At 40.2% G+C, this 25,384-nt stretch carries 28 protein-coding genes; 6 read left to right on the top strand and 22 right to left on the bottom strand.

Annotated elements, in window-relative coordinates:
* The first annotated feature begins 1,087 nt into the window (after window positions 1–1,087).
* The gene (locus QSJ46_RS05280) at window positions 1,088–1,696 is read left to right on the top strand and encodes a transglutaminase-like domain-containing protein (RefSeq protein ID WP_285604406.1); all 609 of its coding nucleotides are present in this window, start codon (window positions 1,088–1,090) and stop codon (window positions 1,694–1,696) included.
* Window positions 1,697–1,838: 142 nt separating this feature from the next.
* Here QSJ46_RS05280 and QSJ46_RS05275 read toward each other — a convergent pair whose 3' ends face one another.
* Complete coding sequence (locus tag QSJ46_RS05275; protein ID WP_047204154.1) at window positions 1,839–2,675, bottom strand: helix-turn-helix transcriptional regulator; 837 nt, start codon at window positions 2,673–2,675, stop codon at window positions 1,839–1,841.
* A 103-nt stretch (window positions 2,676–2,778) separates the two neighbouring features.
* On the opposite strand from QSJ46_RS05275, the gene fabF reads away from it, so the two are divergent.
* From fabF to QSJ46_RS05245, 5 genes are all read left to right on the top strand, one after another.
* Window positions 2,779–4,011 carry a beta-ketoacyl-ACP synthase II gene (gene fabF / locus QSJ46_RS05270; protein WP_024427471.1) on the top strand — a complete coding sequence of 411 codons (1,233 nt, stop codon included), beginning with the start codon at window positions 2,779–2,781 and terminating at the stop codon, window positions 4,009–4,011.
* A gap of 141 nt (window positions 4,012–4,152) precedes the next feature.
* Window positions 4,153–6,216 carry a thioredoxin domain-containing protein gene (locus QSJ46_RS19580; RefSeq protein WP_352230642.1) on the top strand — a complete coding sequence of 688 codons (2,064 nt, stop codon included), beginning with the start codon at window positions 4,153–4,155 and terminating at the stop codon, window positions 6,214–6,216.
* Between the two features lie 152 nt (window positions 6,217–6,368).
* Complete coding sequence (locus QSJ46_RS05255) at window positions 6,369–7,139, top strand: SurA N-terminal domain-containing protein (RefSeq protein ID WP_024424429.1); 771 nt, start codon at window positions 6,369–6,371, stop codon at window positions 7,137–7,139.
* A gap of 224 nt (window positions 7,140–7,363) precedes the next feature.
* Window positions 7,364–8,698: a glycerol-3-phosphate transporter gene (glpT, locus tag QSJ46_RS05250; RefSeq protein ID WP_269773270.1), complete on the top strand. Its 1,335-nt coding sequence runs from the start codon at window positions 7,364–7,366 to the stop codon at window positions 8,696–8,698.
* Window positions 8,699–8,790: 92 nt separating this feature from the next.
* Complete coding sequence (locus QSJ46_RS05245) at window positions 8,791–9,672, top strand: glycerophosphodiester phosphodiesterase (RefSeq protein ID WP_224930038.1); 882 nt, start codon at window positions 8,791–8,793, stop codon at window positions 9,670–9,672.
* Window positions 9,673–9,711: 39 nt separating this feature from the next.
* Here QSJ46_RS05245 and QSJ46_RS05240 read toward each other — a convergent pair whose 3' ends face one another.
* The 21 genes from QSJ46_RS05240 to QSJ46_RS05140 form a co-directional block, all read right to left on the bottom strand.
* A complete protein-coding gene (locus QSJ46_RS05240) occupies window positions 9,712–11,100 on the bottom strand; it encodes an amino acid permease (protein ID WP_107163904.1) in 1,389 nt (462 codons plus the stop codon).
* A 218-nt stretch (window positions 11,101–11,318) separates the two neighbouring features.
* Window positions 11,319–12,077 (bottom strand): DUF4097 family beta strand repeat-containing protein, encoded by a 759-nt coding sequence (locus QSJ46_RS05235; RefSeq protein WP_285604405.1) that lies wholly within the window; start codon window positions 12,075–12,077, stop codon window positions 11,319–11,321.
* A 26-nt stretch (window positions 12,078–12,103) separates the two neighbouring features.
* Window positions 12,104–12,787: a bacitracin ABC transporter permease gene (locus QSJ46_RS05230; protein WP_285604404.1), complete on the bottom strand. Its 684-nt coding sequence runs from the start codon at window positions 12,785–12,787 to the stop codon at window positions 12,104–12,106.
* A gap of 50 nt (window positions 12,788–12,837) precedes the next feature.
* Window positions 12,838–13,470, bottom strand: a complete 633-nt coding sequence (locus QSJ46_RS05225) for a TetR/AcrR family transcriptional regulator (protein WP_285604604.1) — start codon at window positions 13,468–13,470, stop codon at window positions 12,838–12,840.
* 197 nt (window positions 13,471–13,667) lie between these two features.
* The gene (locus tag QSJ46_RS05220) at window positions 13,668–14,615 is read right to left on the bottom strand and encodes an alpha/beta fold hydrolase (RefSeq protein ID WP_285604403.1); all 948 of its coding nucleotides are present in this window, start codon (window positions 14,613–14,615) and stop codon (window positions 13,668–13,670) included.
* A 48-nt stretch (window positions 14,616–14,663) separates the two neighbouring features.
* The gene (locus QSJ46_RS05215) at window positions 14,664–14,960 is read right to left on the bottom strand and encodes a hypothetical protein (RefSeq protein ID WP_060698027.1); all 297 of its coding nucleotides are present in this window, start codon (window positions 14,958–14,960) and stop codon (window positions 14,664–14,666) included.
* A complete protein-coding gene (locus QSJ46_RS05210; protein WP_039176085.1) occupies window positions 14,957–15,172 on the bottom strand; it encodes a helix-turn-helix transcriptional regulator in 216 nt (71 codons plus the stop codon). The genes QSJ46_RS05215 and QSJ46_RS05210 overlap by 4 nt, the downstream gene beginning before the upstream one ends.
* A gap of 186 nt (window positions 15,173–15,358) precedes the next feature.
* Window positions 15,359–15,964 (bottom strand): ABC-2 transporter permease, encoded by a 606-nt coding sequence (locus QSJ46_RS05205; protein ID WP_285604402.1) that lies wholly within the window; start codon window positions 15,962–15,964, stop codon window positions 15,359–15,361.
* Window positions 15,948–16,823, bottom strand: a complete 876-nt coding sequence (locus QSJ46_RS05200) for an ABC transporter ATP-binding protein (RefSeq protein WP_285604401.1) — start codon at window positions 16,821–16,823, stop codon at window positions 15,948–15,950. Before QSJ46_RS05200 ends, QSJ46_RS05205 begins: the two co-directional genes overlap by 17 nt.
* Window positions 16,824–16,828: 5 nt before the next feature.
* On the bottom strand, window positions 16,829–17,200 hold the full coding sequence (locus QSJ46_RS05195) for a GntR family transcriptional regulator (protein WP_285604400.1): 372 nt from the start codon (window positions 17,198–17,200) through the stop codon (window positions 16,829–16,831).
* A 154-nt stretch (window positions 17,201–17,354) separates the two neighbouring features.
* On the bottom strand, window positions 17,355–18,482 hold the full coding sequence (locus tag QSJ46_RS05190) for a DUF418 domain-containing protein (protein ID WP_352230641.1): 1,128 nt from the start codon (window positions 18,480–18,482) through the stop codon (window positions 17,355–17,357).
* A 140-nt stretch (window positions 18,483–18,622) separates the two neighbouring features.
* Entirely contained in the window at window positions 18,623–18,796 is a 174-nt protein-coding gene (locus QSJ46_RS05185) for a hypothetical protein (RefSeq protein WP_285604398.1), read from the bottom strand.
* Between the two features lie 15 nt (window positions 18,797–18,811).
* Window positions 18,812–19,237: a TlpA family protein disulfide reductase gene (locus QSJ46_RS05180; RefSeq protein WP_285604397.1), complete on the bottom strand. Its 426-nt coding sequence runs from the start codon at window positions 19,235–19,237 to the stop codon at window positions 18,812–18,814.
* Window positions 19,237–19,752, bottom strand: a complete 516-nt coding sequence (locus QSJ46_RS05175) for a HEAT repeat domain-containing protein (RefSeq protein ID WP_048238239.1) — start codon at window positions 19,750–19,752, stop codon at window positions 19,237–19,239. The genes QSJ46_RS05180 and QSJ46_RS05175 overlap by 1 nt, the downstream gene beginning before the upstream one ends.
* Before the next feature lie 19 nt (window positions 19,753–19,771).
* A complete protein-coding gene (skfF, locus tag QSJ46_RS05170; protein ID WP_285604396.1) occupies window positions 19,772–21,193 on the bottom strand; it encodes a sporulation killing factor system integral membrane protein in 1,422 nt (473 codons plus the stop codon).
* Complete coding sequence (locus tag QSJ46_RS05165) at window positions 21,186–21,908, bottom strand: ABC transporter ATP-binding protein (RefSeq protein WP_285604395.1); 723 nt, start codon at window positions 21,906–21,908, stop codon at window positions 21,186–21,188. The genes skfF and QSJ46_RS05165 overlap by 8 nt, the downstream gene beginning before the upstream one ends.
* A 220-nt stretch (window positions 21,909–22,128) precedes the next feature.
* A complete protein-coding gene (locus QSJ46_RS05160; RefSeq protein WP_285604394.1) occupies window positions 22,129–22,530 on the bottom strand; it encodes a RidA family protein in 402 nt (133 codons plus the stop codon).
* A gap of 115 nt (window positions 22,531–22,645) precedes the next feature.
* Window positions 22,646–23,410, bottom strand: a complete 765-nt coding sequence (locus QSJ46_RS05155) for an ABC transporter permease (RefSeq protein ID WP_285604393.1) — start codon at window positions 23,408–23,410, stop codon at window positions 22,646–22,648.
* Window positions 23,407–24,324 carry an ABC transporter ATP-binding protein gene (locus tag QSJ46_RS05150; protein ID WP_352230640.1) on the bottom strand — a complete coding sequence of 306 codons (918 nt, stop codon included), beginning with the start codon at window positions 24,322–24,324 and terminating at the stop codon, window positions 23,407–23,409. The genes QSJ46_RS05155 and QSJ46_RS05150 overlap by 4 nt, the downstream gene beginning before the upstream one ends.
* Window positions 24,325–24,338: 14 nt before the next feature.
* The gene (locus tag QSJ46_RS05145) at window positions 24,339–24,530 is read right to left on the bottom strand and encodes a PLD nuclease N-terminal domain-containing protein (protein ID WP_285604392.1); all 192 of its coding nucleotides are present in this window, start codon (window positions 24,528–24,530) and stop codon (window positions 24,339–24,341) included.
* 160 nt (window positions 24,531–24,690) lie between these two features.
* Window positions 24,691–25,047, bottom strand: coding sequence for a DUF2200 domain-containing protein (locus tag QSJ46_RS05140; RefSeq protein WP_144490654.1), 357 nt, complete (start codon window positions 25,045–25,047; stop codon window positions 24,691–24,693).
* Between the last annotated feature and the right edge of the window lie 337 nt (window positions 25,048–25,384).

Here is a 25,384-nt window from a genome sequence, read left to right as displayed (position 1 = left end):
AAGGGGATTTCTCTTTATTTACTAAGGTTCTTGAAGCCCTTTAATGATTCAAACTTTTCATAAAATCCAAATTCCAGCCTATAAATAATATCTCACTGCTAAATGTTTTACTCACTTCCACAAAAAACAACATACCCATGTTACATCTAGATGGAGGTATTTTATTAAATACTTATGTTACATTAAAGAAGAATAAAGACAAACGAGGGCAGATGATCCTATGCAAAAAAATAACCGACTTAAAGTTTTTTATCTATCAGTAACAGGCAATAGAGTGCGAGAAAGAATAGGCGATGACAGTACGAGAGATATATTTAATTAAAATGGGGGCGCATTGGAGCCGAATATAGCTATGGTACTAGTAAGTGCGGAACTTATGGGCAATTAATTTGATTTTTGTCCTCTTAGCAGGTCTCATACGTACGGATTCCAGCCTAAAAGGGATATCGTTATAAACCATACGTAAATCTTAAATCATACTATTCTAATATCTATTAATAATCACAATGCATATTGTCATGATTATTATGCAAACGTTTTTGATATTTATGTTTCTTATGCAAGTTATAGAAAATTAACAAGCGATAAAACAGCTATCGAAGAATTTAAAACGCTGAGACTACCACAATGGGTTCGTGGTATCTAAGAATTAGTTACTGCAGTAGCTTTAATTATCGGTTATTGGGTTACAAGGTGGATTGCATTAGGTGCACTTTTGATTGTAATTTTTACTATAGTCGGAACCTTGTCAATGGTGCTCGTTAAGAAACCATTTAAAAACATGATAATGATTATAGTGATAGCTTTGCCATAATCTTATTTTTAAACAGTGTCTCAGACCTTTCAAATTTTCCTGGGTTTAACTAATGAATTTTTACGAAGGAACTTTAGTGAGGTTAAGACCTGAAATTGATGTCACTACATATTTTTAAGGCAGAGAACTAATCATAATTTGTGTTACATCTTTTCATAGCACTCTATAAATATTCAAACTATACTGAGTAGTAATCTCTTTTATTCTTTCTTAATATATTTCTGATCATGTTCTATAATGTAGTAACATTTATTAGAATATGGGAGTGAAGAAATGAATTTGAAATGTGAATCGAAAAACTTTAATGATTATTTACTTGAATTAAATGAAGTTGATTATTCTAATCCTATTATTTGTACACTTGCAAATGAACTTTTCAACCCTTTGCAGACAGAAATAGAAAAAGCAAAAGCAGCCTATGAGTTTGTTCGAGATGAAATTCCCCATACATGGGATATCCAATCCAAACGAGTGACTTGTCATGCATCTGAGGTATTAACTTATAAAGAGGGAATTTGCTATGCAAAGTCCAACCTATTAGCTGCTCTATTGCGCTCACAAGGAATACCCACAGGTTTCTGTTACCAGCGGTTAATGTTGTTCGATACGCCAGATAAAGGATATTGTATTCACGCATTAAATGCTGTATTTTTTCATTCACTTAATAAATGGATTCGATTAGACTCTCGCGGCAACAAAACAGGAATTGATGCTCAATTCTCACTTGATCATGAAAGATTAGCTTTTCATACCCAACAAGAATTAGATGAAGTCGACTATCCTTTGATATATGATAAACCACATCCAAAAACAATGAGCGTTTTAAAAGAACATACAGATGCGATTGAGATGTATAAACACCATTTACCAGAAACGTTATAGGCTTGGGGGGGCAAATAGACTTCGACAAAGCCAAACGTGAAAATAAACCGGTGCTTATCAGCATCGGTTATGCCCACTTATCACTGACGGCATAGGATCTATTTTATATTTAATAGCCATAATAACTTCATCCAAACAATAGCTAGCCTTCAATCAAACGTTTTAACTTAAGCTCCGTATCAGTATCCTCAACTGGAGTATAGACACTGCATCTTAAATCAGTATCCCCATACACTTGTAATGAAGTGAGATTAAACAACATTTTACCTGCCTTAGCATGACGAAATTCAATTAATACTTCAGGCGCATAGCTGATCTCATTTTCATTCCAAATTTTACGAAACTCAGGATATGCCTGCTCCATTTCTTCGATAAATTGCTCATACCAGTCATCAGCCACATACTGTCCATAATACGTTCTAAATATGGCGATATATCCTCTAACAAAATGCTCCCAATTCACGGCTAGACTTTTAAATTCCTTTCTTGCGAATAGTAAGCGTATGATATTCCTTTCTGCCGGGATGATTTGTTCAAAGTCCAAAAATACATTAGCTGCTGCTTGATTCCAGCCAACAATTTGACTTCTTCTATCAGATATAATCGTTGGGCAATAACGAAGCTCCTGCAACATTTTCACTAAAGCCGGACTGATTTCCTTCTCATTCTCAATGATAAAGGATTGTTTCACTCCTTCCTCTAACGCTAAAGCGTACAAATATCTCCTTTCATCGTTATTTAATTGTAATGCTCGAGAAATCGCATCTAATACCGAAGTAGATACTTTTATATCTCTGCCTTGCTCTAACCATGTATACCAAGTAAGACTCACACCGGCTAGTTGAGCCACTTCTTCTCTTCTTAATCCTGGTGTTCTTCTACGGGTTCCTACAGGTAAACCAACCATTTGGGGCGTAATTTTCGAACGTTGGTTTTTTAGAAATTCTGATAATGCTTGAAGTCTTGTTTCAGGTTTCATGAAGATCTCCCTTTAAAATATTATTAATTATACTAGGATAAACAACAACTTGTAATAGGATAACACAATGGCTAAAGTTAATAAAAACAAGGAGGGAATGATCATGAAAAGAGTTGTCATTACTGGAATGGGAATTATTTCTCCACTTGGAAATGATGTAAATAGCTTTTGGAATCAACTAATGAAAGGACAATCGGGAATATCTCTCATTGATTCTTTTGATACAACTGATTATAAAACAAAAATAGCCGGAATCGTTCGTGATTTCGATGCAGATAAAATATTGGGAAGAAAAGAAGCAAAACGATTAGATCGTTTTAGTCAGTTTGCCTTAGCAGCAGCCGAACAAGCATTAGAAAATTCACAATTACAGTTAGATCAAGTTGATCTTGAACGTTTGGGCGTATATGTTGGTTCAGGAATCGGGGGTATCCAATCGCTTGTTGATCAAGTGAATGTATTAGATAAACGAGGTCCCTCAAGAGTAAGCCCCAGCCTTGTCCCCATGATGATTTCAAATGCGGCTGCGGCCCAAATCAGCATAAGATTAGGGGCACAAGGGCCATCATTGTCACCAGTCACAGCTTGTTCTATTGGGAACACCTCTATTGGTGAAGCTTTCAATGCGATCCGAAATGATGATGCAGATATTATATTTGCCGGTGGAGCAGAAGCTGCCGTCTCACAAATATCTTTGGCCAGTTTTGGAAACGCACATGCACTATCTACTAGAAACCAAGATCCAAGTCGAGCGAGCCGTCCATTCGATACAGATAGAGATGGTTTTGTGATGAGTGAAGGCGCAGGTATCTTAGTATTAGAATCATTAGAAAACGCAATTCTTAGAGATGCACCGATATTATGTGAAGTAGTGGGATACGGAGCTAGTTCAGACGCTCATCATATGGTAGCATCACACCCAGAAGGTAAGGGTGCCTACTTAGCCATGAAAAAAGCATTGAGAAGTGCAAACATATCAACAGATGAAATTGATGTTATTAGTGCTCATGCAACAAGTACACAAGTAGGTGATCGTTCAGAAGTTCTAGCGATTAAGAAATTATTTGGTGATCGTTCAGGTGAAATTCCAACAACGGCAAACAAGTCAATGACTGGGCACATGTTTGGTGCTGCCGGCGGAGTAGAAGCCATTGCTTTAGTGGAAAGTTTGAGACGAGGAATGATTCCGCCAACTATTAATGTAGAGAATCAAGATCCAGACTGCAATTTAGATGTTGTATTAGAAGCGAGGGAGCTTCCATTGAAATATGGGCTATCCAATTCTTTTGGTTTTGGAGGACATAATTCAGCCATCTTGTTAAAGCATTACGATTGATATAGCTATCAAGGGTTTATAGCCCTTGATTTTTTTCATTTTGAGAATACCTCACAGACAAATGATGACGGGCAACAGCAATCTGATATATTAAATAGAGAAAAGAAAATACTAAAAACATTTAGAAAGGAAGGTGATTCCATGCCAAACAACCAAACAACCAACCCACTCATCCATGAAAAATCACCGTATCTCCTTCAGCACGCTCACAACCCAGTTCACTGGTACCCATGGGGGCAAGAAGCATTCGATAAAGCCAAACGTGAAAATAAACCTGTGCTTGTCAGCATCGGTTACGCCACTTGCCACTGGTGCCACGTCATGGCACACGAAAGCTTTGAAGATCAACAAGTCGCTGACATCTTAAATGAGCATTTCATTTCAATCAAAGTCGATCGTGAGGAGCGTCCAGACATCGACTCTATGTATATGTCTGTTTGTCAGATGATGACAGGGCAAGGCGGCTGGCCGCTCAACGTGTTTGTCACGCCGGATCAAAAGCCTTTTTATGCGGGGACGTATTTTCCAAAGAGAAGTGCATACGGGCGGCCTGGCTTCATCGAGGCACTGACACAATTGCTAGATGCGTACCATAACGACCGAGATCATATTGAATCATTGGCAGAGAAGGCAACAAATAACCTGCGGATCAAAGCAGCCGGGCAGACAGAAAATACGCTGTCTCAAGAGGCAATTCACAAAGCCTATTATCAGCTCATGAACAGCTTTGATACACTGTATGGCGGATTCGGCTCCGCCCCGAAATTTCCTGCACCTCATATGCTCTCATTTCTGATGCGCTATTACGAATGGACAAGGCAGGAGAATGCGCTGTATGCAGTCACGAAAACGTTAGATGGGATGGCAAATGGCGGTATATATGACCATATTGGTTCCGGTTTTTCTCGTTATTCGACGGATGAAAAATGGCTTGTGCCGCATTTTGAAAAAATGCTGTATGATAATGCTTTGCTGATGGAAGCTTACACAGAAGCGTATCAGCTCACCACAAAATCTGAGTATGAAAAACTTGCCCAACGCCTGATCCAATTTATTAAACAAGATATGATGAATTCTGGCGGCTCCTTTTATTCAGCGATAGATGCAGATTCTGAAGGGAAAGAAGGACAATATTACGTCTGGTCAAAAGATGAGATCATCACCCATTTAGGGGAGGAGCTCGGCGCTTTATTTTGCGAAGTCTATCACATCACAGAAGAGGGGAACTTTGAAGGGGAGAACATCCCTCATACCATTTCCACCTCTTTTGAGGACATCAAGGCCTCATTTTCAATTGATGACCATACACTTCACTCTAAGCTGCAAGAAGCCCGACACATTTTACAATCAGTCAGACAGCAGCGACCTGCGCCGCTTGTAGATGACAAAGTGCTCACATCCTGGAATGCGCTGATGATCGCAGCCCTCGCCAAAGCAGGAAGGGTCTTTGATTCAGAGGAAGCGATTCTTATGGCGCAGCAGGCGATGTCTTTTCTAGAAACACATCTTGTTCAACATGAGCGGCTTATGGTCCGCTACAGAGAAGGTGACGTGAAGCATCTCGGCTTTATCGAGGATTATGCGCATATGCTAAAAGCGTATATGTCTTTATACGAAGCGACTTTTGAATTAGATTGGCTGGAAAAAGCCAAAGCCATTGCGGAGAACATGTTTGAGCTGTTTTGGGACAAGGGAAAAGGGGGCTTTTTCTTCTCAGGTTCAGATGCGGAAGCGCTCCTCGTTCGAGAAAAAGAAGTGTACGACGGTGCCATGCCTTCTGGTAACAGCACCGCACTCCACCAGCTTCTGAAGCTAAGCAGAATGACTGGACGTCAAGACTGGCTGAAAACATTAGAACAGATGTTCAAAGCCTTTTATGTCGATGTCTCTTCCTACCCAAGCGGACACACAGCGTTTCTGCAAGGGCTCTTGAGTCAATATGCGGCAAAAAGAGAAATCATCATTCTTGGGAAAAACGGAGATCCGGAAAAAGAACGGCTTTTACAGGCGATTCGGAAACGATTTATGCCATTTGATATCATTTTGACCGCCGAAACAGGAAATGACTTAGCCAAGCTCGCACCATTTGCAAAAGATTACAAAACAATCGACGGCAGCACCACCGTGTATATTTGCGAAAACTACAGCTGCCGCCAGCCGATCACCCAAATCGACGAAGTGATGGAACAGTTATTCCACGATTAAGTTTGTCATATGATGACTATGAGAAGACAAAATGAGGACAAACAGATAAAAAACATGTCAATCCGCTAACAAATCGTCTGTACGGTTTTATTTTTCCTCTAAAACGGTTAGAATGCGCACTAGATGTTCTCATACCGAAGGGAGAGAAAATGATGAAAAAGGTATCATATACACTCATCGCTTGTCTGTTATCTGTTGGGCTTGCAGCCTGCTCGTCAAACGATGCCAAACAAGATAAGCAAAACGATTCAGCCAAAAACAAGGAAACAACACAGGCTGATCAAAAAGAGCAGCAAAAGCAAATGGAAGAGATGCAAAAGAAATTAGACGCACAAAAAATCGATGATCAAAAGGTCGTTGCGACCGTCAACAAAGACAAAATCACAGGCAGTGAATACAATAGCGCCTTATCTACTATCCAAGGCCAGCTTCAGCAGTCCGGGCAAGACCCAACTTCTAAAGAAGGCGAGAAAGCAGTCAAGAAACAAACCATTGATGCGCTTGTAGGCCAAGAGCTCATCCTGCAAGATGCTGAGAAGAAGGGCTTCAAAGCCTCTGACAAAGAAGTAGATAAGCAGCTAAAGGAAGAAAAGAAACAGTTTAAAGACAACGCTCAATTCGAAGAAGCACTGAAAAAGAGCGGACTTACATTGGATCAGCTGAAAAGTGACATTGCCGACAGCATCAAGTACAGCCAATATGTCGACAAAGAAATCAAATCAGCCTCCGTCTCTGAGAAAGACGTCAAAGCGTACTATGACCAATACGCAGACCAAATGAAAAAACAAAAGCAAAAAGCACCAGAATACAAAGAGGTTAAATCACAAATTAAAAAACAGCTAGAATCACAAGAAAAGCAGAAAGAAGTACAAAAAGAAATTGAAAAACTAAAGAAATCTGCGAAAATTAATGTGTCTCTGTAACAGCTAAGAAAAAATCCGCTATTGTGCGGATTTTTTTGTTACTTCACAAACTATTTTTCCAAATTTATGACAAAAGCCTCATCATAAACGTCTCTTCCATCCGATATGATGGGAGTACAAAAGAAAGCGCTAACAATTCTTTTGTCTCTGAAAAGGTACAGGATCAAAAGCAGTTCTCGTACTTTTGCTTCAGTCAATCGGACATCTACAAAAGGAGGATCTTTATGTTCAAATGGTTTAAACCTGCTCCGCATATCGACAGGCTTGATGATGCCAAAACAGACGAGACGTATAAGCGGCTGCGGCTGCAAGTCTTTCTAGGCATCTTTATCGGGTATGCGGGCTACTATTTGCTGCGCAAAAATTTCGCTTTTGCCATTCCATATCTACAGGAAGAGGGGTTCACGAAAAGTGAATTAGGCTTTGTACTTGCAGCCGTATCTATCGCTTATGGCTTTAGTAAATTCATCATGGGGATGATCTCAGACCGCTGTAACCCCAGATACTTTTTAGCTGCCGGACTCTTTTTATCAGCTCTTATCAATATCCTATTTGTCTCATTTCCATGGGTCACATCCAGTGTATGGATCATGTTTTTATTCATGTTCTTAAATGGCTGGTTTCAAGGCATGGGGTGGCCGCCATGCGGACGTACGATGGCGCACTGGTTTTCGGTTAGTGAACGTGGTACGAAAATGTCCATTTGGAACGTCGCTCACAATATCGGCGGGGGGATTCTTGCACCGCTTATCACATTAGGAATTGTACTGTTTGCGACGTGGAAAAGTATCTTTTTCTTCCCTGCCATCATTGCCATTATCGTCTCCTTCGTGATCATTCTTCTCGTACGGGATACCCCGCAATCCACTGGTCTTCCGCCAATCGAGGAATATCGAAATGACTATCCGGCACAACACTATGAGGATCAAGAAAAAGAATTAACAGTGAAAGAGATTTTATTTAAATATGTACTCAACAATAAATTCCTATGGTATATCGCCATTGCCAACGTGTTTGTGTACTTCGTCCGTTACGGTGTCGTTGACTGGGCGCCGACCTACTTAACAGAAGCGAAGGGCTTTTCACCAGAGCATTCACGCTGGTCTTATTTCCTTTATGAATATGCAGGCATTCCCGGTACATTATTGTGCGGATGGATCAGTGACCGCTTCTTTAGAAGCCGCCGCGCACCAGCTGGCGTCATCTTTATGGCCGGGGTGTTAATTGCCGTTCTCGTTTACTGGCTAAATCCTGCTGGCAATCCAATGGTCGATAACATTGCCCTCATCAGCATCGGCTTTTTGATTTACGGACCTGTTATGCTCATTGGACTTCAAGCCATTGATCTCGCTCCGAAAAAAGCAGCTGGCACTGCTGCCGGACTGACAGGCTTCTTCGGCTACATTGGCGGCTCTGCCTTTGCCAATGCCATGATGGGCGTCGTCGTGGATCACTATGACTGGACTGGAGGCTTCATTTTACTAGTTGGTTCCTGCGTGCTTGCGATTGTTTTCCTCGCGATGACATGGAATACAGGGAAACGCGTAGAGCAAGCTTAATGAAAATCACATAAAAGATTCATATCCGCCCAACATGCTCTTTACATCTATTTCTTATGATGAAGGCAGTTACCGTAAGAGGAGGATAAAATATGAAGAAAAGTAGATTACTTGCTTTCGTGTTGCTCTCTTTTGCTTTACTGTCTTTTGCGTGGGTGCCGGCCACCATATCGGCTCATGAACATCTTTTATCTCCAGATCGTATCCTAACCGTTGCACACCGCGGAGCATCAGGGTATGCACCAGAGCATACCCTGGCTTCCTATAAACTCGCCACAAAGATGAATGCAGATTACCTCGAACTCGATCTTCAAATGACAAAGGATGGACATCTCATCGTGATGCACGACGAAACCGTTGACCGGACCACAAACGGAACAGGGTGGGTCAAAGACCTCACACTTGCCGAAATCAAACAGCTTGATGCGGGCACATGGTTTAACGAAGCCAATCCCGACAGACAAAATGCCAACTATATCGGACAGAGAGTCCTTACATTAGATGAGGTGTTGCGCTATTTCGGAAAACGAGAGAATTATTATATTGAAACAAAAAAACCAGACCTTTATCCGCAAATGGAAGAAAAACTATTGGCCGCCTTAAAGAAACATCATCTTCTTGGGAAACACACAAGAAAAGGGCAGGTTATCATACAATCCTTTAGTCAAGACAGCCTGCTAAAGCTGCAGAAATTAGCTCCACGCCTGCCAAAAGTACAGCTATTAGACAGAGCCCAAATGACATCCATCACAGACGATCAGCTCGACTTTATTAAAACGTACGCCGTGGGAGTCGGACCGAATTTTAGAGCTTTAACACCTGAAAACGCCCAGCAGGTCAGAAGCCACGGACTCCTCCTTCATCCATATACGGTCAACAGCGAAGCAGACATGACACGTCTTCTGCAATACGGCGTCACCGGTCTTTTCACCAACTATCCAGATGTCTTTCAGCGTGTCAAAGCTTCTCTGTAAACGACAAAAGCCTCGCGGTCCACTCCGCAAGGCTTTTGATTATTTCACCGTTTGATCAGAAGAAGCTGTTTCAATCGGTTTTCGTTTTCCAATTCCAAATACAAAAAAGCTAAGTGCCACTAAAATCAAGAACCCAATTGCTACAATAAGAGAAATACGCGTATCCTGATTAATGAGCATAAACACAAGCACCATCAGTAAGAAACCGATTGTGAGATAATTCGAAAACGGCGCTAGCGGCATCTTGAACGGATGCTGATCAAGCGCTGCTCCCTTCGCCTTTCTGAAGCCAATATGACTAATCAAAATGACAAACCAAGGCACCATCCCAGGAAGAACACTCGCACTATACACATAGACGAAAATGTTTGGCGGAGAAACATAATTCAGGACCACTCCTATGGCTAAACCAATCAGCACAGCGAATGTCCCAAAATACGGTACACCATTCTTCGAAATTTTTGTAAAGAAAGCAGGCGCCTGACCATTTACACCTAATGTATAAAGCATACGTCCCGCACTGAAAATACCACTATTACAGCCTGACATCGCTGCTGTAATCACAACAAAGTTAATAATACCAGCTGCTGCTGTAATCCCGATCTTCGCAAACGTCGCCACAAATGGACTGCCAAGGGTATTCAGCTGATCCCAAGGATACACAGTCACAATGACAAAGATCGCACCGATATAGAAAATCAAAATACGCCAGATGATACTTTTGATGGCATTTGTCAGCGTCTTTTCTGGATTTTGTGCTTCACCTGCTGTAATCCCAATCAGCTCAACACCCTGATAGGCAGCAATGACGAGCGACAATGCAAACAAGAATCCGGTAAATCCACCTGTAAAGAACCCGCCGTGCGCCCACAGATTAGACAAGCCAATAGGCGTCCCGCCATTTCCAAATCCGAAGAAAATAATGCCTAGCCCTGCAACAATCATCAAGATAATCGTCACAATTTTGATCATCGCAAACCAAAATTCAAATTCACCGAACGACTTAACCGAAATCAAGTTGGCCGCTCCTAAAATGATCATCGCAATTAACCCTGGAATCCACGCAGGCAGCTCTGGGAACCAATATTTCATATAAGCCCCAACAGCAATAATTTCAGACATTCCGACAATGACCCACTGGAACCAGTTACTCCAAGCCGTCATATACCCTGCAAGCGGATGAATATATTGATGCCCGAATGTAGCAAACGACCCTGTACTCGGCTCAAGATATAACATTTCTCCCATCGCTCGCATAATAAAAAAGATAAAAATACCACACACTGCGTACGCTAGAAGAACCGATGGACCTGTCCATTGAATGGCCTTCGCTGACCCCATAAATAAGCCAACACCGATTGTGCCGCCAAGAGCAATCATTTGAATATGGCGGGCACTTAACCCTCTCTTCAATTCCTTTTGAGCCACTTTTCTTCCCCCTCATCAACAAACAACATAAAAAACAAAAATCAGAATTTTCATTCTGATTGAGAAACATCAATCTTTCGATGTATATTATCATAATAAATCTACCCTTAAAAAACAATTGTTTTTTTGAGGAAAACACTATTAACAAAATATTCTGACATAAAAAGAGTTTCAAATTGTTTTATATTGATATATTGAATCAAGGGAAGAAAGTTACTTCAATGCTGATGACTTAATAGAAAATGACCACCTCTTATATCAACCTCAAAGGATCTTGGTCCATTCTTATGCACCAAGTTTTTCTGCTCTCGATAACAAAGAAAGTCATTCTGAAAAGTGCCAGATCTTTTCTTTACATAACAAGTAAACCCATCATTTTCTGGAATCGCCACTTTGACATATGCTCCAGTTGAAATAGACTTAAGTGAATGTAGCATGCTTGTAGAATGAATTTGTATCCTTCTACCTGTTACATGCAGATCAACTTCTGAGAAAGCACCCGTCAACTCACCTTTTGACGATGTGGCGTGCAATGACAATGTCTGCGCGACCAGCTGCCGGCTAGAAATAAGTCCACCAACTGTCTCTAAAAGAAGATGCTTGATTTCACCTGACAGCATCGTCTTTCCAGAAGTTAAATGACCATAGACATTTTCCACCCTCAACCCTTCTGCCTGAAGATTTGCTCCTTTACAACGAATGGACATAGACTGTAATTGATTTTTCGGAAGATAAATAGAGAGATCTGTTTGATAAAAGTGCAGTCCTAAGCTGAATATTTTTTTTCGCCTATCTTGAATGACCAGCCGCCCATCTTTTACCTGATGATGCAGCAAATAGCGCTTTGGAAAGACTTGATTGGTCGTTTGACGAATGATGAGATAAGGATGATCATGGTGATGGATACGCACCTCTCCGAGCAGCCAATCAAGCGATAATTCTACAACCAATTCTTCAATTTGAACCGTATGCTCCACATGTCTTCCCCCTTTTTCATCGTGGCTTATCTCGCTTGAAGCCGGGTGATACTGGCCCACAATTCCAACATTACAATCAGAACAGCTGCGACCATGACTCCTGACAAAATGACATTCATTTGATCATTTCCATCAACTGCGATACATACGTTTCCTAAAACAGCACATAGAACAATCGCAGTCATGATCGTCATGAAGGTAGATTTCTTCATTAATCCCACTCTCATCGCAATCATGCCAATACCATTAATACAGCAAGTAAACACTAGGTACGTTTTGATCACATTGAACATCACATCAGCAGTCAGCGCATCCTGAACAATAGGGAAGAACGTTTCAGTAACACTAAACACAACAAATGAAGGAATGATGCTACACAGCATAGCAATCGTAGAAAAACACAGCATCCAGACCAGTCTCGGAAGGAGTGATGCTTTCAAACTTGGTGAATGAGCTTCATAGTCTTTCAATGTATTCACCACTACTCGACAATACATCCATGATGTGACGATCGAAAAAAAGATCATCCATACTATACTGATCAACAAATAGATATTCGGATACTGCTGAAAACCTATCTCCTGTTCAACCCGTGCAGCAAATGCGGCAAAATAGATAAACACCAACAGTACAATGCTTGCGATCATACTAGCTTGAATGTAATTTTTCATATGACTTTTTCTTAGCTCTAGTTTTATGAAGTGAAGCATAAGGCATCCTCCTATGTAATGAATTCTCCTTTTGTCTCTTATTTGACCAGTTAGATTTCAGGCTGATCATATCCACCAATCCCAGCATAATGCGCTGTGACCTTTTGAATGAATAGATCACTCACCACATCCACTCCAAGCCCTTTCATCATCTGTTGTAAAAACAGCAAACGCTGACTAGTTTCCTGTTGATCACGAGCAAATAGCGTTGGGTTCAGCCATATATTCACGAGAAGCATAAACACTTCTGCCACTTCACCAGGAAAAGCAGTCTTCATTGAACCATCATCTATTCCTTCCAGAATAAGCTGTTTGATTTTAAGCGCATCCTCATTTACGCCTGCCTTCATTCCCTCCACCACAAATTGCGGGTTTTTGATCTGGTCAACCAAGATCCCATCTATCGAATGAGATTGTGGATCTGCCACAAGCTGCTCTAAAATACGCTGCAGCTTCTCTTTCGCATGCGCTGCCTCTGTATGCTCAATCAAATCTTCAAGTTTCTTAGTCGCATGGCGAAATTGCCTCTCCATCACGGCACGTAATATTTCTTCCTTCGATTTGAAATGATGATAAATAGCCCCTTTAGACATATTCAATTCATGGATGATATCCTGCAAACTTGTCTTTTCAAACCCTTTTTCCTGAAACAGCTTCGTCGACACATCTAAAATTTGCTGGATCGTCTTTTCTGGATATTTATTTCTGGCCAATTAAAACGCCTCCTTTTACATACCGACCGTTGGTATGTATTTTAATCTACTACATGATAAACTGTCAATATCGGTTCTTTATATAAAATAAAAAAAGACCGCTCACACGGTCTTCTCGAGTGCAAACTGAACATCTGCAATGCAGAAGCCTCCACCAGAATCCCTCACTATCGGTGACTCTCGTTGATAGATAGAAATTCTCTAAAATCAGCTGCTATTTCCTTAGATTTCGTATGATGCAAATAATGGCCACCTTTGAAAGTAACAACTTTTCCGTGTTCTACATTTTTCAGAAGATCTTCATGCATTGGTTTCCAGCTTGGTGTTTCTTCCTCCGTTTCATTCGCTAGGTAGAAAACAACAGGGAGATTCTTAGGGAAATGTAAGCGTTGAGCGTTATTAAAATTATTTCTAAAGTTTTCCGCCTCACTAGCTTGGCTTTTATCCAAGAAATTTCGGAAGGTCAGCATTTTAATCTGATCTTTCGTTTGATCATCCACGTTAGGCATCACCAGTTGATCTGGATTCATTTTCACTATCAATCTGTAAAAACCGGATTGATGAAGCAGCTGTAAGCTGGAGACTGGCAATTCATCTGAATCCTCCTGCTTCGGAACACTATTATCAATTCCAACAAATGCTTTCACTTCTTTTTCATATTGATTTACATATTCTAATCCATAAATGCCAAAAATCGAATGCCCCATCAACGTATACTTTTTAATGTTGAGCTTCTGCAAACATTCATGAATCTCATCTACAATGTTTTGACTTGTGCGTACTTTATCTGTATCGTCACTTAAACCATATCCAAATGGTTCAATCACTACGACTCTATAATATGGTGATAATTCATTTACTAGCGGCATAAAATCCAGCACGGGTGAAGCAGTTCCATAGCCCGGGAGAAGTACAATCGTTTCTTTCCCATCGCCTTGAATGAGTACATTCATATGCTTCCCGTCCACCAAGACCTTTTGCCCATAAGCTTCTATTTTCCCCTTCTCCCTTTCATTACTAATGAGGTTTACTGTATAAACAGTAGCTAGAAAAACAACCATGACCGTGATAATGGTACATATAGATATCAGCATGATTTTCAATAATTTTTTCATTGTTTTTCTCTTCCCTTCACGATGAAGAACTTTAGCTTCGAAGAAAAATTAATATTTTCTTTCACAATAGATAATACCGATTGTATTTGCGCAAACACTTGATACATACATAAACGTAATCGCTATATAAAACCACTCTGTTGGGGAGGTAAATTGATGCAAAGCTTGAACAATCGCAACCAATATATAAGCTAAAGCCACACCTATGATTGAAAAACTTCCTGCTTTCGCTAAAATAAATTGACCACGTTCATCATGTTTATATTCACGGTTTTTCTTAAATTGAAAGGCCGTGCTTAAAATAGAAAGGATAATCAGAGAATAAAGTATGATCGTCGTCATCATTGTTGTTCCTCCTTGTCGACCTCTTGAAATACGTCATACAAATCAACTTCAAATGTTCTAGCAATTTGAAATGCTAGTTTTAAAGACAAAGAATATTTACCATTTTCAATCGCTGCTACCGTTTGGCGAGTCACACCTAACTTCTCTGCCAGATCTTTTTGTGTCCAGTCTTTTTCAGCCCGTAACACCTTAATTCTATTTTTAATCTCCATTTCAATTTCCTTTCTTGAAGGATATTTTATTTAACATAATGTTAAAAATAATTAACATTATGTTAAATAACAATAACCTCTTTTCTTCTGTATGTCAATTTCACTTGATTCAAAAAAGAAGAATCATCCATTTTGAAAGTCCTACTCAAAATGAATGATTCTCTATAAATGATCTGATCATCTGAATTAAAACACTTTCCTCTGGTAAATCGCAGTAGAAAGCCCCCAAGACAGCAGGTAGAAAAGCATAATCAGCACAGCTGATCCCGTATATAAAATAGGGATCGATAAATTCATAATAAAATCAGTGATCCCACTGAATTGCTCTGCTAAATAGAGAACAACAGGCGGTCCCATAGCAGATAATACAATAAAGCCAATGATCACTGCCGTTGTGATATAACCAGGCTTTAAGATATAAAACAATGGAAACGTACACGCCGCGAACAATAAAAACAACCCGCTGCCAATCGCAATATCTGACAGCGAAAACAGCTTCCCAAACACAAATAATGCAGCACTTGTCAGCACGATCGCAATACTCATATAGAAAATGGCGCCAAGATAACGTGATGTGATAATTTCTTTACGTGTATAGGGCAAGGAGTTTAATAGAATATTCGTTTCTGCCTTTTCATCATACGCATATGTGTTAAATGGAATGAAAACACTAGCGACTAGAAACGTCAATACTGGATGGACATCCATGAAAATAAAAAATAAGATAAACGGAATAAAAATAAGTAACTGCTTCTTTTGCAAAATCACATCACGCTTAATTAAATGAAACATGCGCAACCCCGCCTTTCAAATAAAACATGATATCCTCAAGCGACGCCGGTTCAATCACAACAGCATCCCCAAAAATAAGTTTTACTTCATGAATCCGATCCGTTAATGCTTCAAACCCGGCTGCTGTACGCTGGATATGGACAAAGGCCTTTTCTGTGTCTCGATCCAATAACTCCAGGCTTCCTTTCACAAGCGCATAACTTTCTGCCACTTCATGAATCGACTGTTGAAACACCAATCTTCCATTTTGTATAAACGCAATATAATCCGCGATCCGGTCTAAATCAGTCGTCACATGCGTCGAGAAAAAGATCGTCCGATTTCCATCAATCATCAATTCTTGTAACGTGCTAAGCAGCTCTCTTCTAAATACCGGATCTAAACCAGCAGTTGGCTCATCCATGATAATCAGCTCTGCATGATGTGACAGCGCAATCGCAAGTGACGCCTTCATCTGCATCCCTTTTGAAAATGTTTTGATCGCTTTATTCAGCGGCAGACCAAACTGCTCAATATATTGATCAAAAAGCCGGTCATCCCAACGTTTATAGGCAGGTGCCACAATCCGTTTGATGTCCTTTAAATTCAATCCTGGGAAAAAAACGTTAGCATCGTAAACAAAACCGATTCGTTCCTTAATCTCTTTTTCATGAGTATGATAATCCAATCCAAAAACCTTGATGTCACCTGAATCGGGTTTTAACAAATTCATGATCATTTTAATGGTGGTCGACTTACCCGCTCCATTCTCTCCAATAAACCCTGTAACAAAGCCTTTCTTAACCTGTAAATCGAGATTCTGAACTGAAAAATCCTTGAATCGTTTCGAAACTCCTTTGAATTCAATCACATGCTCCACTCATCTCACTCCTCATATAAGAACTTTAATAACTGCTGCAATTCATCAAAAGATAAGCCTAATTCTTTCCCGTTTGTGACAACAGCTCCAAGCTGTTCCTCGATCACCTTCAATTTCTTCTCTCTCATCACTTCTAGGTTTTGTTCCGCAACAAATGATCCCTTGCCTACAATTGAATAAATAAATCCTGCCTTCTCTAACTCTTCATACGCTCGCTTTGTTGTAATCACGCTAATTTGTAGATCCTTCGCCAGCTTTCGAATAGACGGCAGTGCTGCGCCTTCTGCAAGCTCACCCGTTAAAATCATCGATTTGATTTGATGCGTAATTTGCTCATAGATGGGCTCCTTAGAATGGTTTGAAATCGTAATTTGCATATAAAAACCTCTTTTTTCAGATAGTTGGAACGAAATAATGTATATATACTATATACACATTATATACACACTAGAAGAATATTCAACCATTTTAAAATAAAATACACGAAAAAACCGCACAGCCTGAAGCCATGCGGTTCTTTAACAAAATGCTTTATTTCCAATATACCCATTTTCCCATAAGCCACTCCACAGGACCTCTTCTCCATTTTTTCAAATAGAGATAGCTGATGAAAAGCTGTGCTGTGTACAGTCCGACAGCAAGAAGTAGCCCAAACATTGACCCCAATTGTCCAAATAGACCAAGTCCATAAGAATAGAAAATCGTTGTACAAATAATCGACTGTGCCAAATAGTTTGATAGAGACAAACGGCCAAGCCCTGCAAGCAGACGTTTCAACCCTTGAGCAGCCTTTGAATAGTAGAAAACAATAAAGGCTTGAATATAACCGATCGTCAGGACATAGGCTCCTAACGTGAACACCATTTCACTCCAAGGAGCATCAATAAACGTCGCACATTTTAAAGCAAGCCCGATGATAATCATCCAAACCCAGCCTTTACGATAAGCCATGCCTCGATCTTCTTCTGTCAAATGACCTTTTTTCCCGATCGCCATGCCAAGCAGTGCAAATGGACCGATCATGATAGGAGCATAGAGAAGACTTAAAATTGGTGTCATAGTAAGTGTTACAATTGCCATAATGATGGAGACGACTACCATATCATCTTCAATTGTAATCCGGCTCAATACAATATCGCCATATGTACCAGTCCCATATACATTCGTTAATAAATCAGGATTTCCGTAAATAAAATTCATTAGAGATGGATAAATCACTAAAGATAAGGCACCTAAAATACCCGACCATATAAACACTGTTTTGATTCGGCTGTTTATAAACATCATTAGGAAAAACGTACAAGCTCCATAATAGAGAAGAATGTCGCCACTCCAAATGAAGATTAAATGCAGCATCCCAAGCACAATCAGACCAAAGCCTCGGCGAACGACAATGGCATTCGTATTTAGCCCCTTAGCCTTCGTCGATTCAATCAGCTTGATAAAAGAATACCCAAACAAAAAGGAAAAGATCGGATAAAAAGATCCTTGGAACAAAATTTCCGTCGCATATACACCAAATTCCTGTCCCCAAAAACTCGAATCAAACATTTTCTCAAAATCATAATCATATTGAAAATTAAGCATATTCACAATCAAAATACCTAATAAACTAAAACCACGTAAACTATCAATAAACTCAACCCTAGATCCCTTCAACACGACAGCTCCTTCGGACAATATAAAGATAAAGCATATTTATCCTACCACACTTTTAAAGAATTGGTTCATATCCCCATGTGAAAAGGTGTGTTTTAAGGTAAATTTAATAAAAAAACCTAGAATATACATTCTAGGTATCATACTGAATAATTATGACTTTCTTCTTTCCGCAGCATTCGCTTCAAATAAAACAACATACCCAAACCGAATAAAATCAACGCCATTTCCCAGTCTGCAGAAATCAGCAAAACCGCTCCAACACCTGCGAAAAAAATGACGTTTCTTTTTAATTCTTTGTTTGATTGAAACAACACTCTCTCCTCCACTTATCCAATTGAATGTTTTTCTAACTTTTTCAAAATTCTTTCCCAGCCGGTATCTCCCATTTTCCGATCTATTAACTGCCCCTGTTGATCTATGAGACAAAAGCTAGGTAATCCTTGAATCTTATACTTTGCAACAATCTCATAATTCTGATCCAATACAATAGGAGCAGTCATATTCTTTTCCTCTGCATACTCTGAAACAACATCTTCCGATTTTTCCTCTTCTGTATATGGAACATGGACACAGGTTAAATGAATACCCAGCTCATTCACACGTTGTAGGATATGATTGGTTAATTCTTCACAATGAGGACAGTTGACGGACCAAAAATAAAGAAGCTGATGCTGTCCCTTAGGTACACTCCTTTGATCTGAAGGGTAAATCCAAGGAAGATGCTCAGGCCAGTTGAGTTTCTGCGTTTCCACTATTCATCCCCCTTTTCCTTTAGCTGAAAAGCAATAATCTTCCCTAATGCTTCCTCTGCAGCAAAAGGCGCTACGTTGCCTGATGGATTTTCTTGTTCTTGTTTTAAGCACTCGTACATGTTTTTTTCGATTTTTGATGGATCAATCCAAGAAATACACCATGATGCCCAAAAACAAGTAGGCCCCTCATAACGTTTCGCTAATGGCAGAAGGAATGGCAGACTAGGCTGCCCAATCCTCATGAGTGAGATGGCAGCAGCCATTCTTGTCTCCTCTTCGTCACTCTCTAAGAGGTGGGCTAAAGACTCAGCTGCGTCCTCTGCATCCGCTCCAAATTCACCCAGTACAGCTGCTGCAATATTTCGCAGAGACCCCTTTTCTTTTAAAGCTTCAATAAGCACGGGCACTGCATCTTTTCCTGATTTTCTCAATTCGCCCATTGCTTGAACGATCGTTACTTCATTTGTATTGGCCAATTGTTGAACTGATTGAGACAGCTTATTTTCTGGTTTCATTTACAATCAACTCCTCTTTTTAATGAACCGCACGGTATCGATAACAAAGTACATAAAATCCAGCCCCAGCCGCTAGGGATACAATTGTAGTCAACAAGCCATCAGTGATGAGATAAATGCTAATCATGACCATCGCACTGATCACAGACGCAAATAGCAATGATCGATAATAGGCGGCCAAAGCAAAACTCCTTTCTCTTCTCAGAGGCTGCATAAAGGCAAAGAGCCGTATGGCCAAAAACCATATATAAACTCCTCCACCAAATAAGGTCCAATACAAAACATCCTGAATCTCAACCAAATAAAGAGAAATCAAGTAGAAAGCATACAGCCAAAAGGTTTGAAACACTTCTAACAAAATGATTTTTTGATATAAAGCACCTGGAAAAAGGTAGAGCACTCCTGTTTGTGCGTGTCTTACAATCCCTGCATAGTATGAACTAAAAAGAACGGATGCCGCGATGACGATCAAGAATAGATTCAGCCAATCTGAAAAATAAGTAAAGACGACATAGTAAGTACCAATTAACAGCATGGTAGATAGCACATGGAAGGTGATATATTTTTTTATCAGCAATAATTCAATCCAAAGAAAAGCCCAAATGCCCGTTAATGCCGGAAGTCCCCACCATGTCCTGCTCTTTTTTTGAACGATTGGACTTGATTGAATATGTTTCCCCTCAAATTCCTCCCAAAATACTGCCTCCTTGACTAAAGACTCCTTCATTTCTAAACGATGACTAGCCTTGTACATCATCATGAAAGATAGAAACATCACTCCAATAAAAATGGAGATAGAAAGAATGGAGAACTCTTCGATCATACGTCCAGCTTGAAACATTAAAGAATCAGCAATGTTCATCAATGAAGGCTGTTTCATCACCAATTGATTCAAAACAAGTAGTGCAAAGCTGAAAAACATCAAGACAAAACCGAGTAAGAGCAAACGCTTGTATACTCGAATGGTTCTAGCACAAGAAACCGCAATCATCCAAGTTTCGACCAAACATAACAGCCCTGTCAGAATGAGTGATTTTCCAAGCAGAAACGGGTACTGCTGCGTCATAAAAAACAGGAGTAGATCGGCAGCTACAGCAGAGAAAATGAGAAGAGCCCCTCGCCAGAAAATGTGATACATCCACACACTGATAACAACCGTCCATAAAGAAGCGCCATTTCCATATAACCAAATGATATCGTTCATTTGACTAGGCAGCCGGTTCGTAAACAAACCAACCCCCGTATAAAGAACAAACAAACAGATAATGATCCATCCAGCTGTACCCGTATTCCAATCACCCATACTTGAAACCGCGCTAAGCTGAAAACCAATTGCCGCTATGAAAAGAAGTAAGATCAGAAAAGGCATTTTCTTTGCTTGATTTTTACTGATCAAGCGCCTTTGAGATTTCATCCATAAAAGGGAGAGTGTGTTATTCACTTGACCACTCCCCCAAAAGTTGAATAACTTCTGCCCTCCACTCAACCTGTTCTTCCTTTAATTGAGGAACATCCATACTCTTCATGATGGCACCGTCTCGAATCAATACCACCCTACTGGCTGTATCGAGAACGAACTCCAGACTATGAGTCGACACAAAGACCGACCCACCTTGACTGCTTTTTTGTCTCAGCCAATCCGACAGCCACTGTTTAGACGGAATATCTAACCCGACAGTCGGTTCATCTAATATAAAAAGGGAGGCATCTTGAACAATGGCTCCTGCTAAGACGACACGCTGCTTTTGGCCTCTTGAAAGCCTTCCGCACAGTTCATTCATCTTCTTTTCCATATGTACTTCTTTCAACGCTTCATATACCTTTTCCTTGATCTGTTTTAAGCCTTTATGATATCCACGTGCACGGAATTGAACATGTTCAGCAGCCGTTAAGTCTGGATACAAATACGGCTGATCAGGAATAAGAGCTACTCGTTTTTGGACATGGGAATGACCAGGCGGGAAACCCTCTATGAGAATTTCCCCTCCATCTGGTTTATAAAGACCTGTTAAACACCGAATCGTTGTCGTCTTCCCGGCACCATTAGGCCCAAGCAGCGCCACAACCTCCCCTGGTTCGATGGAAAATGACAGATCCTCTATCCCATCACCATTTCTATATCGTTTGCTTACATTCTGAACCTCCATGAATGGCATCAAATCTCTCCCTTTTATTAGAGTGATGTATGCTTATCTATGGTGTGTTAAAAATCAAAAACGAATGTCATTAGACCCACTAATCATTAACCCTAATATTACCATATAGAGAATAACAAGGTAATAGGAATGAGGTAATCTATTCTATATACAACGGGAAAATAAAATAGATTATGTACAAAATAAAAAAAGATTGGGTTGCAGCATCCCAATCTTTTATCTATTCACCCAAAACCATCTCCTGACACGCCCAAGCATCCACCTCTATCTTTAAAGCAGGGGAAGCCAATGCCACTACATAAATCATCGTCATACAAGGCAGGTGATCGCCTAAAAACTGCCCCATGATTTGTTTCCTGCTCTCTGCATCGAACTCTCCAACGAGATAAAATACTAATTTCGTTATATCTTCCACAGCCATATCTGCCGCTTCTACATTTCGTTTCACATTCTCTAACGCTAGTTCGAGCTGCTTCAACGGGCTCTCTGGGATTGCCCCATCCGCCTCCATTCCCACCTGACCTGACAGGGTTAGCCACCGCTGTGGTCCTGTTGTTTCTATTTGATGGGTATATGGGGCAACTGGCGGGTGAATGGTCTCAGGATTACGTGATGTTCTCATTGATAAAAACCTCTTTTCTGAAAATACAGTCAATTTTTATCATCATATCAAACTTTCTACCATATTCAGATTTTTATGCTCAAAGTAAACCTGAAGAAACAATCGCAACAGCCTGCTATAATTCTTGTTTTCTAAAAAGAAACCATCCAATGAGAAAAAAGAAAACAATCAATACCGATACACCTAAAAGACTTGTAAGTGCCTGATCCGAATAAGTTCCCTTATGAATCATCTCTTCGGCTGCACTTGTCACGCCTTTAGGCGCAAACTTCCCTAATGTCTCTTCATAAAATGAAGGAACGGTAAACAGAATAAGGTTGATCAAAAGCGACACACCGCCAGCTGTGACAGAACGTTTAAAGAACGCCGAAGCACAAATGGTCGATACCACAATCAGCAATAAATTTGGATAATAAAGAAGTGTTCCTTTTAACACATTGACCCAATCCACATGACCAAATTGAATGTCCACATAATAAACAGAGGCAAGCACCGCCACCACCAAACTAAACAAGGTCAAACAGGCATAGGCACATATTTTCGAGACATAGTAACTCGTTCGACTGATCGGTTTCACCATAATCATCGCGGTCACTCCAGAGGCACGCTCTCCAGCGATCGTCCCCATCACGATCATAATCAGGATAAACACACCTAGCGAATCAAATTTACTCAATGCACTCGCCAAAGCCTCTCCAGCACTAGGCTCTGGTATATAAAATGTAGACCCTTCAGGTAAATTAGCTGATTTCGATAGAAGATCTGGCAGCATTTTGAGCGTAATAGGCTGTGTGATCATTAAAATCATAAAAATGATAGGAACAAATAAAATTTTATAGCTAGTAAATAATTCCTTAAATTCCTTTTTCAACATCATCATGCATTCACAACCTTCATGAAAATATCTTCAAGCGTCAGCTTAGATAGTCGATAATGGAGGAGAACACCGCCAGCTTCAGTGATCAGACGAGGCAGCTCCTTCAATGCCATTTGTTGATCGTTCACTCGCACCTGATAAACATCTCCTGTTTCAAAGCATTCCTCCACCCAATCCCGCTCTTTTAACCAAGCCACTAATTTCGTATTTTGTTGTTCTAATTGAAATTCAAACACTGGCTGGATATAGTCTTCTTTGATCTGTTTCATGGAAGAAGACATCTCAATTTTGCCGCTGTTGATCATGATAATATGATCTGCCACACGTTCAATGTCATCTAAAATATGTGTCGACATAAAGATCAGCATCTCATGCTTTAGACACTCAATCAACGTCAAGACATCTTTTCTTCCCATTGGATCAAGTGCGGACACAGGTTCATCCAAGATGAGAACCTTCGGGCTGTTGATAAGCGCCTGGGCAATGGCAAGTCTCTGCTTCATGCCTCCACTATAGTTGCCAATGGCACGATCCTTCGCCTCATATATGCGGCAAAGCTTCAACAGCTCCTCTGTTTTGGAGCGAATGATGTTTTTCTCTAAATGAAATAACCCACCAACCCAATGCATCCACTCCTGCCCCGTCATATCCTGATAAAATGCAGGATGCTGCGGACAATATCCAATCACATGACTGATTTGATCCATCTGCTTTGTGACATCCAAACCTGCCACCTTCACGACACCAGACGTAGGACGAGCAAGCCCTGTGAGAATCCGAATCGTTGTTGTCTTCCCCGCTCCATTCGCCCCTAAAAAGCCAACACATCCAATCTCCCCAACAGAAAACGAAACATCTTTTAAAACTTCATTCGGGCCATACGATTTCGTCAGCCCATGACACTCCAGCATATTCAAGCGAATCCCCCCTATTAAGATTGTTTACGACCAAAAATGAAATACACAATAGGACCGGCACTCGCCACAAACACAATCACCAAAGCCCAAACCCATTTCACCTCTCCTCTGATTCTCGATGGATCTCTTTTAAGCAAATCAAACAAACCAATCACCATTAAAATCGCTTGCATCAAAATAAGAGGTAATATCATCTTCATATCCATCCACACCACTCCTTTTTCAAACGTCAATTTGTTTTGGTATTACTTCTTTTGACGACATGAAGAGTGAATTCGTTCAAATGGATCTTATTTTTATTGGTCGAATGATCTATAAGATAAAAAAGCCCAGTGAAGGTTAGTTCACTGGGCTTGCTTGTTATTCTCATGATGAACCTCGCAAAATCTTTTCCATCTTCTTTCCTTTCGCTAACTCATCAATCAGCTTATCCATATACCGAATGTTTTTCATGGTTTCTTCCTCAATGTCCTCTACCCGGACACCACAGATGACTCCTTTGATTAAACTGCGAGAAGGATGAAGCTCAGGAGCCTCAGCAAAGAAGGTTTCAATGTCTATCTGTTTATCTACCTGTTTCTGCAGCTCTTCTGGACTGTACCCTGTTAACCAACAAATAATCGTATCGACTTCAGCCTTTGTTCGTCCCTTTCTCTCTGCCTTTGCGATATAGAGAGGATAGACTTTTGCAAAGCTCATTGTGTAGATTTTATGTTTGGTCATGTGTCTGCTCTCTTTCTTCGTTAAATATTTAACTTGTCATGCTTTCTCAAGGGGCCGCTCTCTCATTATGCCTATTTTTTTATGTTCAAACCTTTCTATTTAATGCACTTAGTATACATGTCCATCTAAATGAAAATGTGCTATAAAATATAACTTATAAACGATGATATATGCCTTTATTATTTCTTTCATCTTTTTTGAAAACTCTATATTTAAGAAATTGAACAATACAAAATCCAAGGAATACACCTATTGGTCCTCCACTTGAGACAGGACCACCAATTAAACAATAAGAAATGATAAACAATGCAATATAACCAATTATGAAAAAAACAAT

Origin of the sequence: Bacillus sp. YKCMOAS1, from assembly GCF_030268125.1 — a bacterium.
Lineage (GTDB): Bacteria > Bacillota > Bacilli > Bacillales > Bacillaceae > Bacillus > Bacillus safensis.
The sequence above is the reverse complement of the archived record's forward strand: the minus strand, read 5'-3'. Positions and strand labels throughout refer to the sequence as shown.

Bases quoted from the DNA above. Each gene is read 5' to 3' on its own strand.
- QSJ46_RS05280 (WP_285604406.1), top strand. From the start codon at position 1,088: ATGAATTTGAAATGTGAATCGAAAAACTTTAATGATTATTTACTTGAA.
- QSJ46_RS05275 (WP_047204154.1), bottom strand. From the start codon at position 2,675: ATGAAACCTGAAACAAGACTTCAAGCATTATCAGAATTTCTAAAAAAC.
- fabF (WP_024427471.1), top strand. From the start codon at position 2,779: ATGAAAAGAGTTGTCATTACTGGAATGGGAATTATTTCTCCACTTGGA.
- QSJ46_RS19580 (WP_352230642.1), top strand. From the start codon at position 4,153: ATGCCAAACAACCAAACAACCAACCCACTCATCCATGAAAAATCACCG.
- QSJ46_RS05255 (WP_024424429.1), top strand. From the start codon at position 6,369: ATGAAAAAGGTATCATATACACTCATCGCTTGTCTGTTATCTGTTGGG.
- glpT (WP_269773270.1), top strand. From the start codon at position 7,364: ATGTTCAAATGGTTTAAACCTGCTCCGCATATCGACAGGCTTGATGAT.
- QSJ46_RS05245 (WP_224930038.1), top strand. From the start codon at position 8,791: ATGAAGAAAAGTAGATTACTTGCTTTCGTGTTGCTCTCTTTTGCTTTA.
- QSJ46_RS05230 (WP_285604404.1), bottom strand. From the start codon at position 12,787: ATGCTTCACTTCATAAAACTAGAGCTAAGAAAAAGTCATATGAAAAAT.
- QSJ46_RS05220 (WP_285604403.1), bottom strand. From the start codon at position 14,615: ATGAAAAAATTATTGAAAATCATGCTGATATCTATATGTACCATTATC.
- QSJ46_RS05215 (WP_060698027.1), bottom strand. From the start codon at position 14,960: ATGATGACGACGATCATACTTTATTCTCTGATTATCCTTTCTATTTTA.
- QSJ46_RS05210 (WP_039176085.1), bottom strand. From the start codon at position 15,172: ATGGAGATTAAAAATAGAATTAAGGTGTTACGGGCTGAAAAAGACTGG.
- QSJ46_RS05205 (WP_285604402.1), bottom strand. From the start codon at position 15,964: ATGTTTCATTTAATTAAGCGTGATGTGATTTTGCAAAAGAAGCAGTTA.
- QSJ46_RS05195 (WP_285604400.1), bottom strand. From the start codon at position 17,200: ATGCAAATTACGATTTCAAACCATTCTAAGGAGCCCATCTATGAGCAA.
- QSJ46_RS05175 (WP_048238239.1), bottom strand. From the start codon at position 19,752: ATGAAACCAGAAAATAAGCTGTCTCAATCAGTTCAACAATTGGCCAAT.
- QSJ46_RS05165 (WP_285604395.1), bottom strand. From the start codon at position 21,908: ATGCCATTCATGGAGGTTCAGAATGTAAGCAAACGATATAGAAATGGT.
- QSJ46_RS05160 (WP_285604394.1), bottom strand. From the start codon at position 22,530: ATGAGAACATCACGTAATCCTGAGACCATTCACCCGCCAGTTGCCCCA.
- QSJ46_RS05155 (WP_285604393.1), bottom strand. From the start codon at position 23,410: ATGATGATGTTGAAAAAGGAATTTAAGGAATTATTTACTAGCTATAAA.
- QSJ46_RS05145 (WP_285604392.1), bottom strand. From the start codon at position 24,530: ATGGATATGAAGATGATATTACCTCTTATTTTGATGCAAGCGATTTTA.
- QSJ46_RS05140 (WP_144490654.1), bottom strand. From the start codon at position 25,047: ATGACCAAACATAAAATCTACACAATGAGCTTTGCAAAAGTCTATCCT.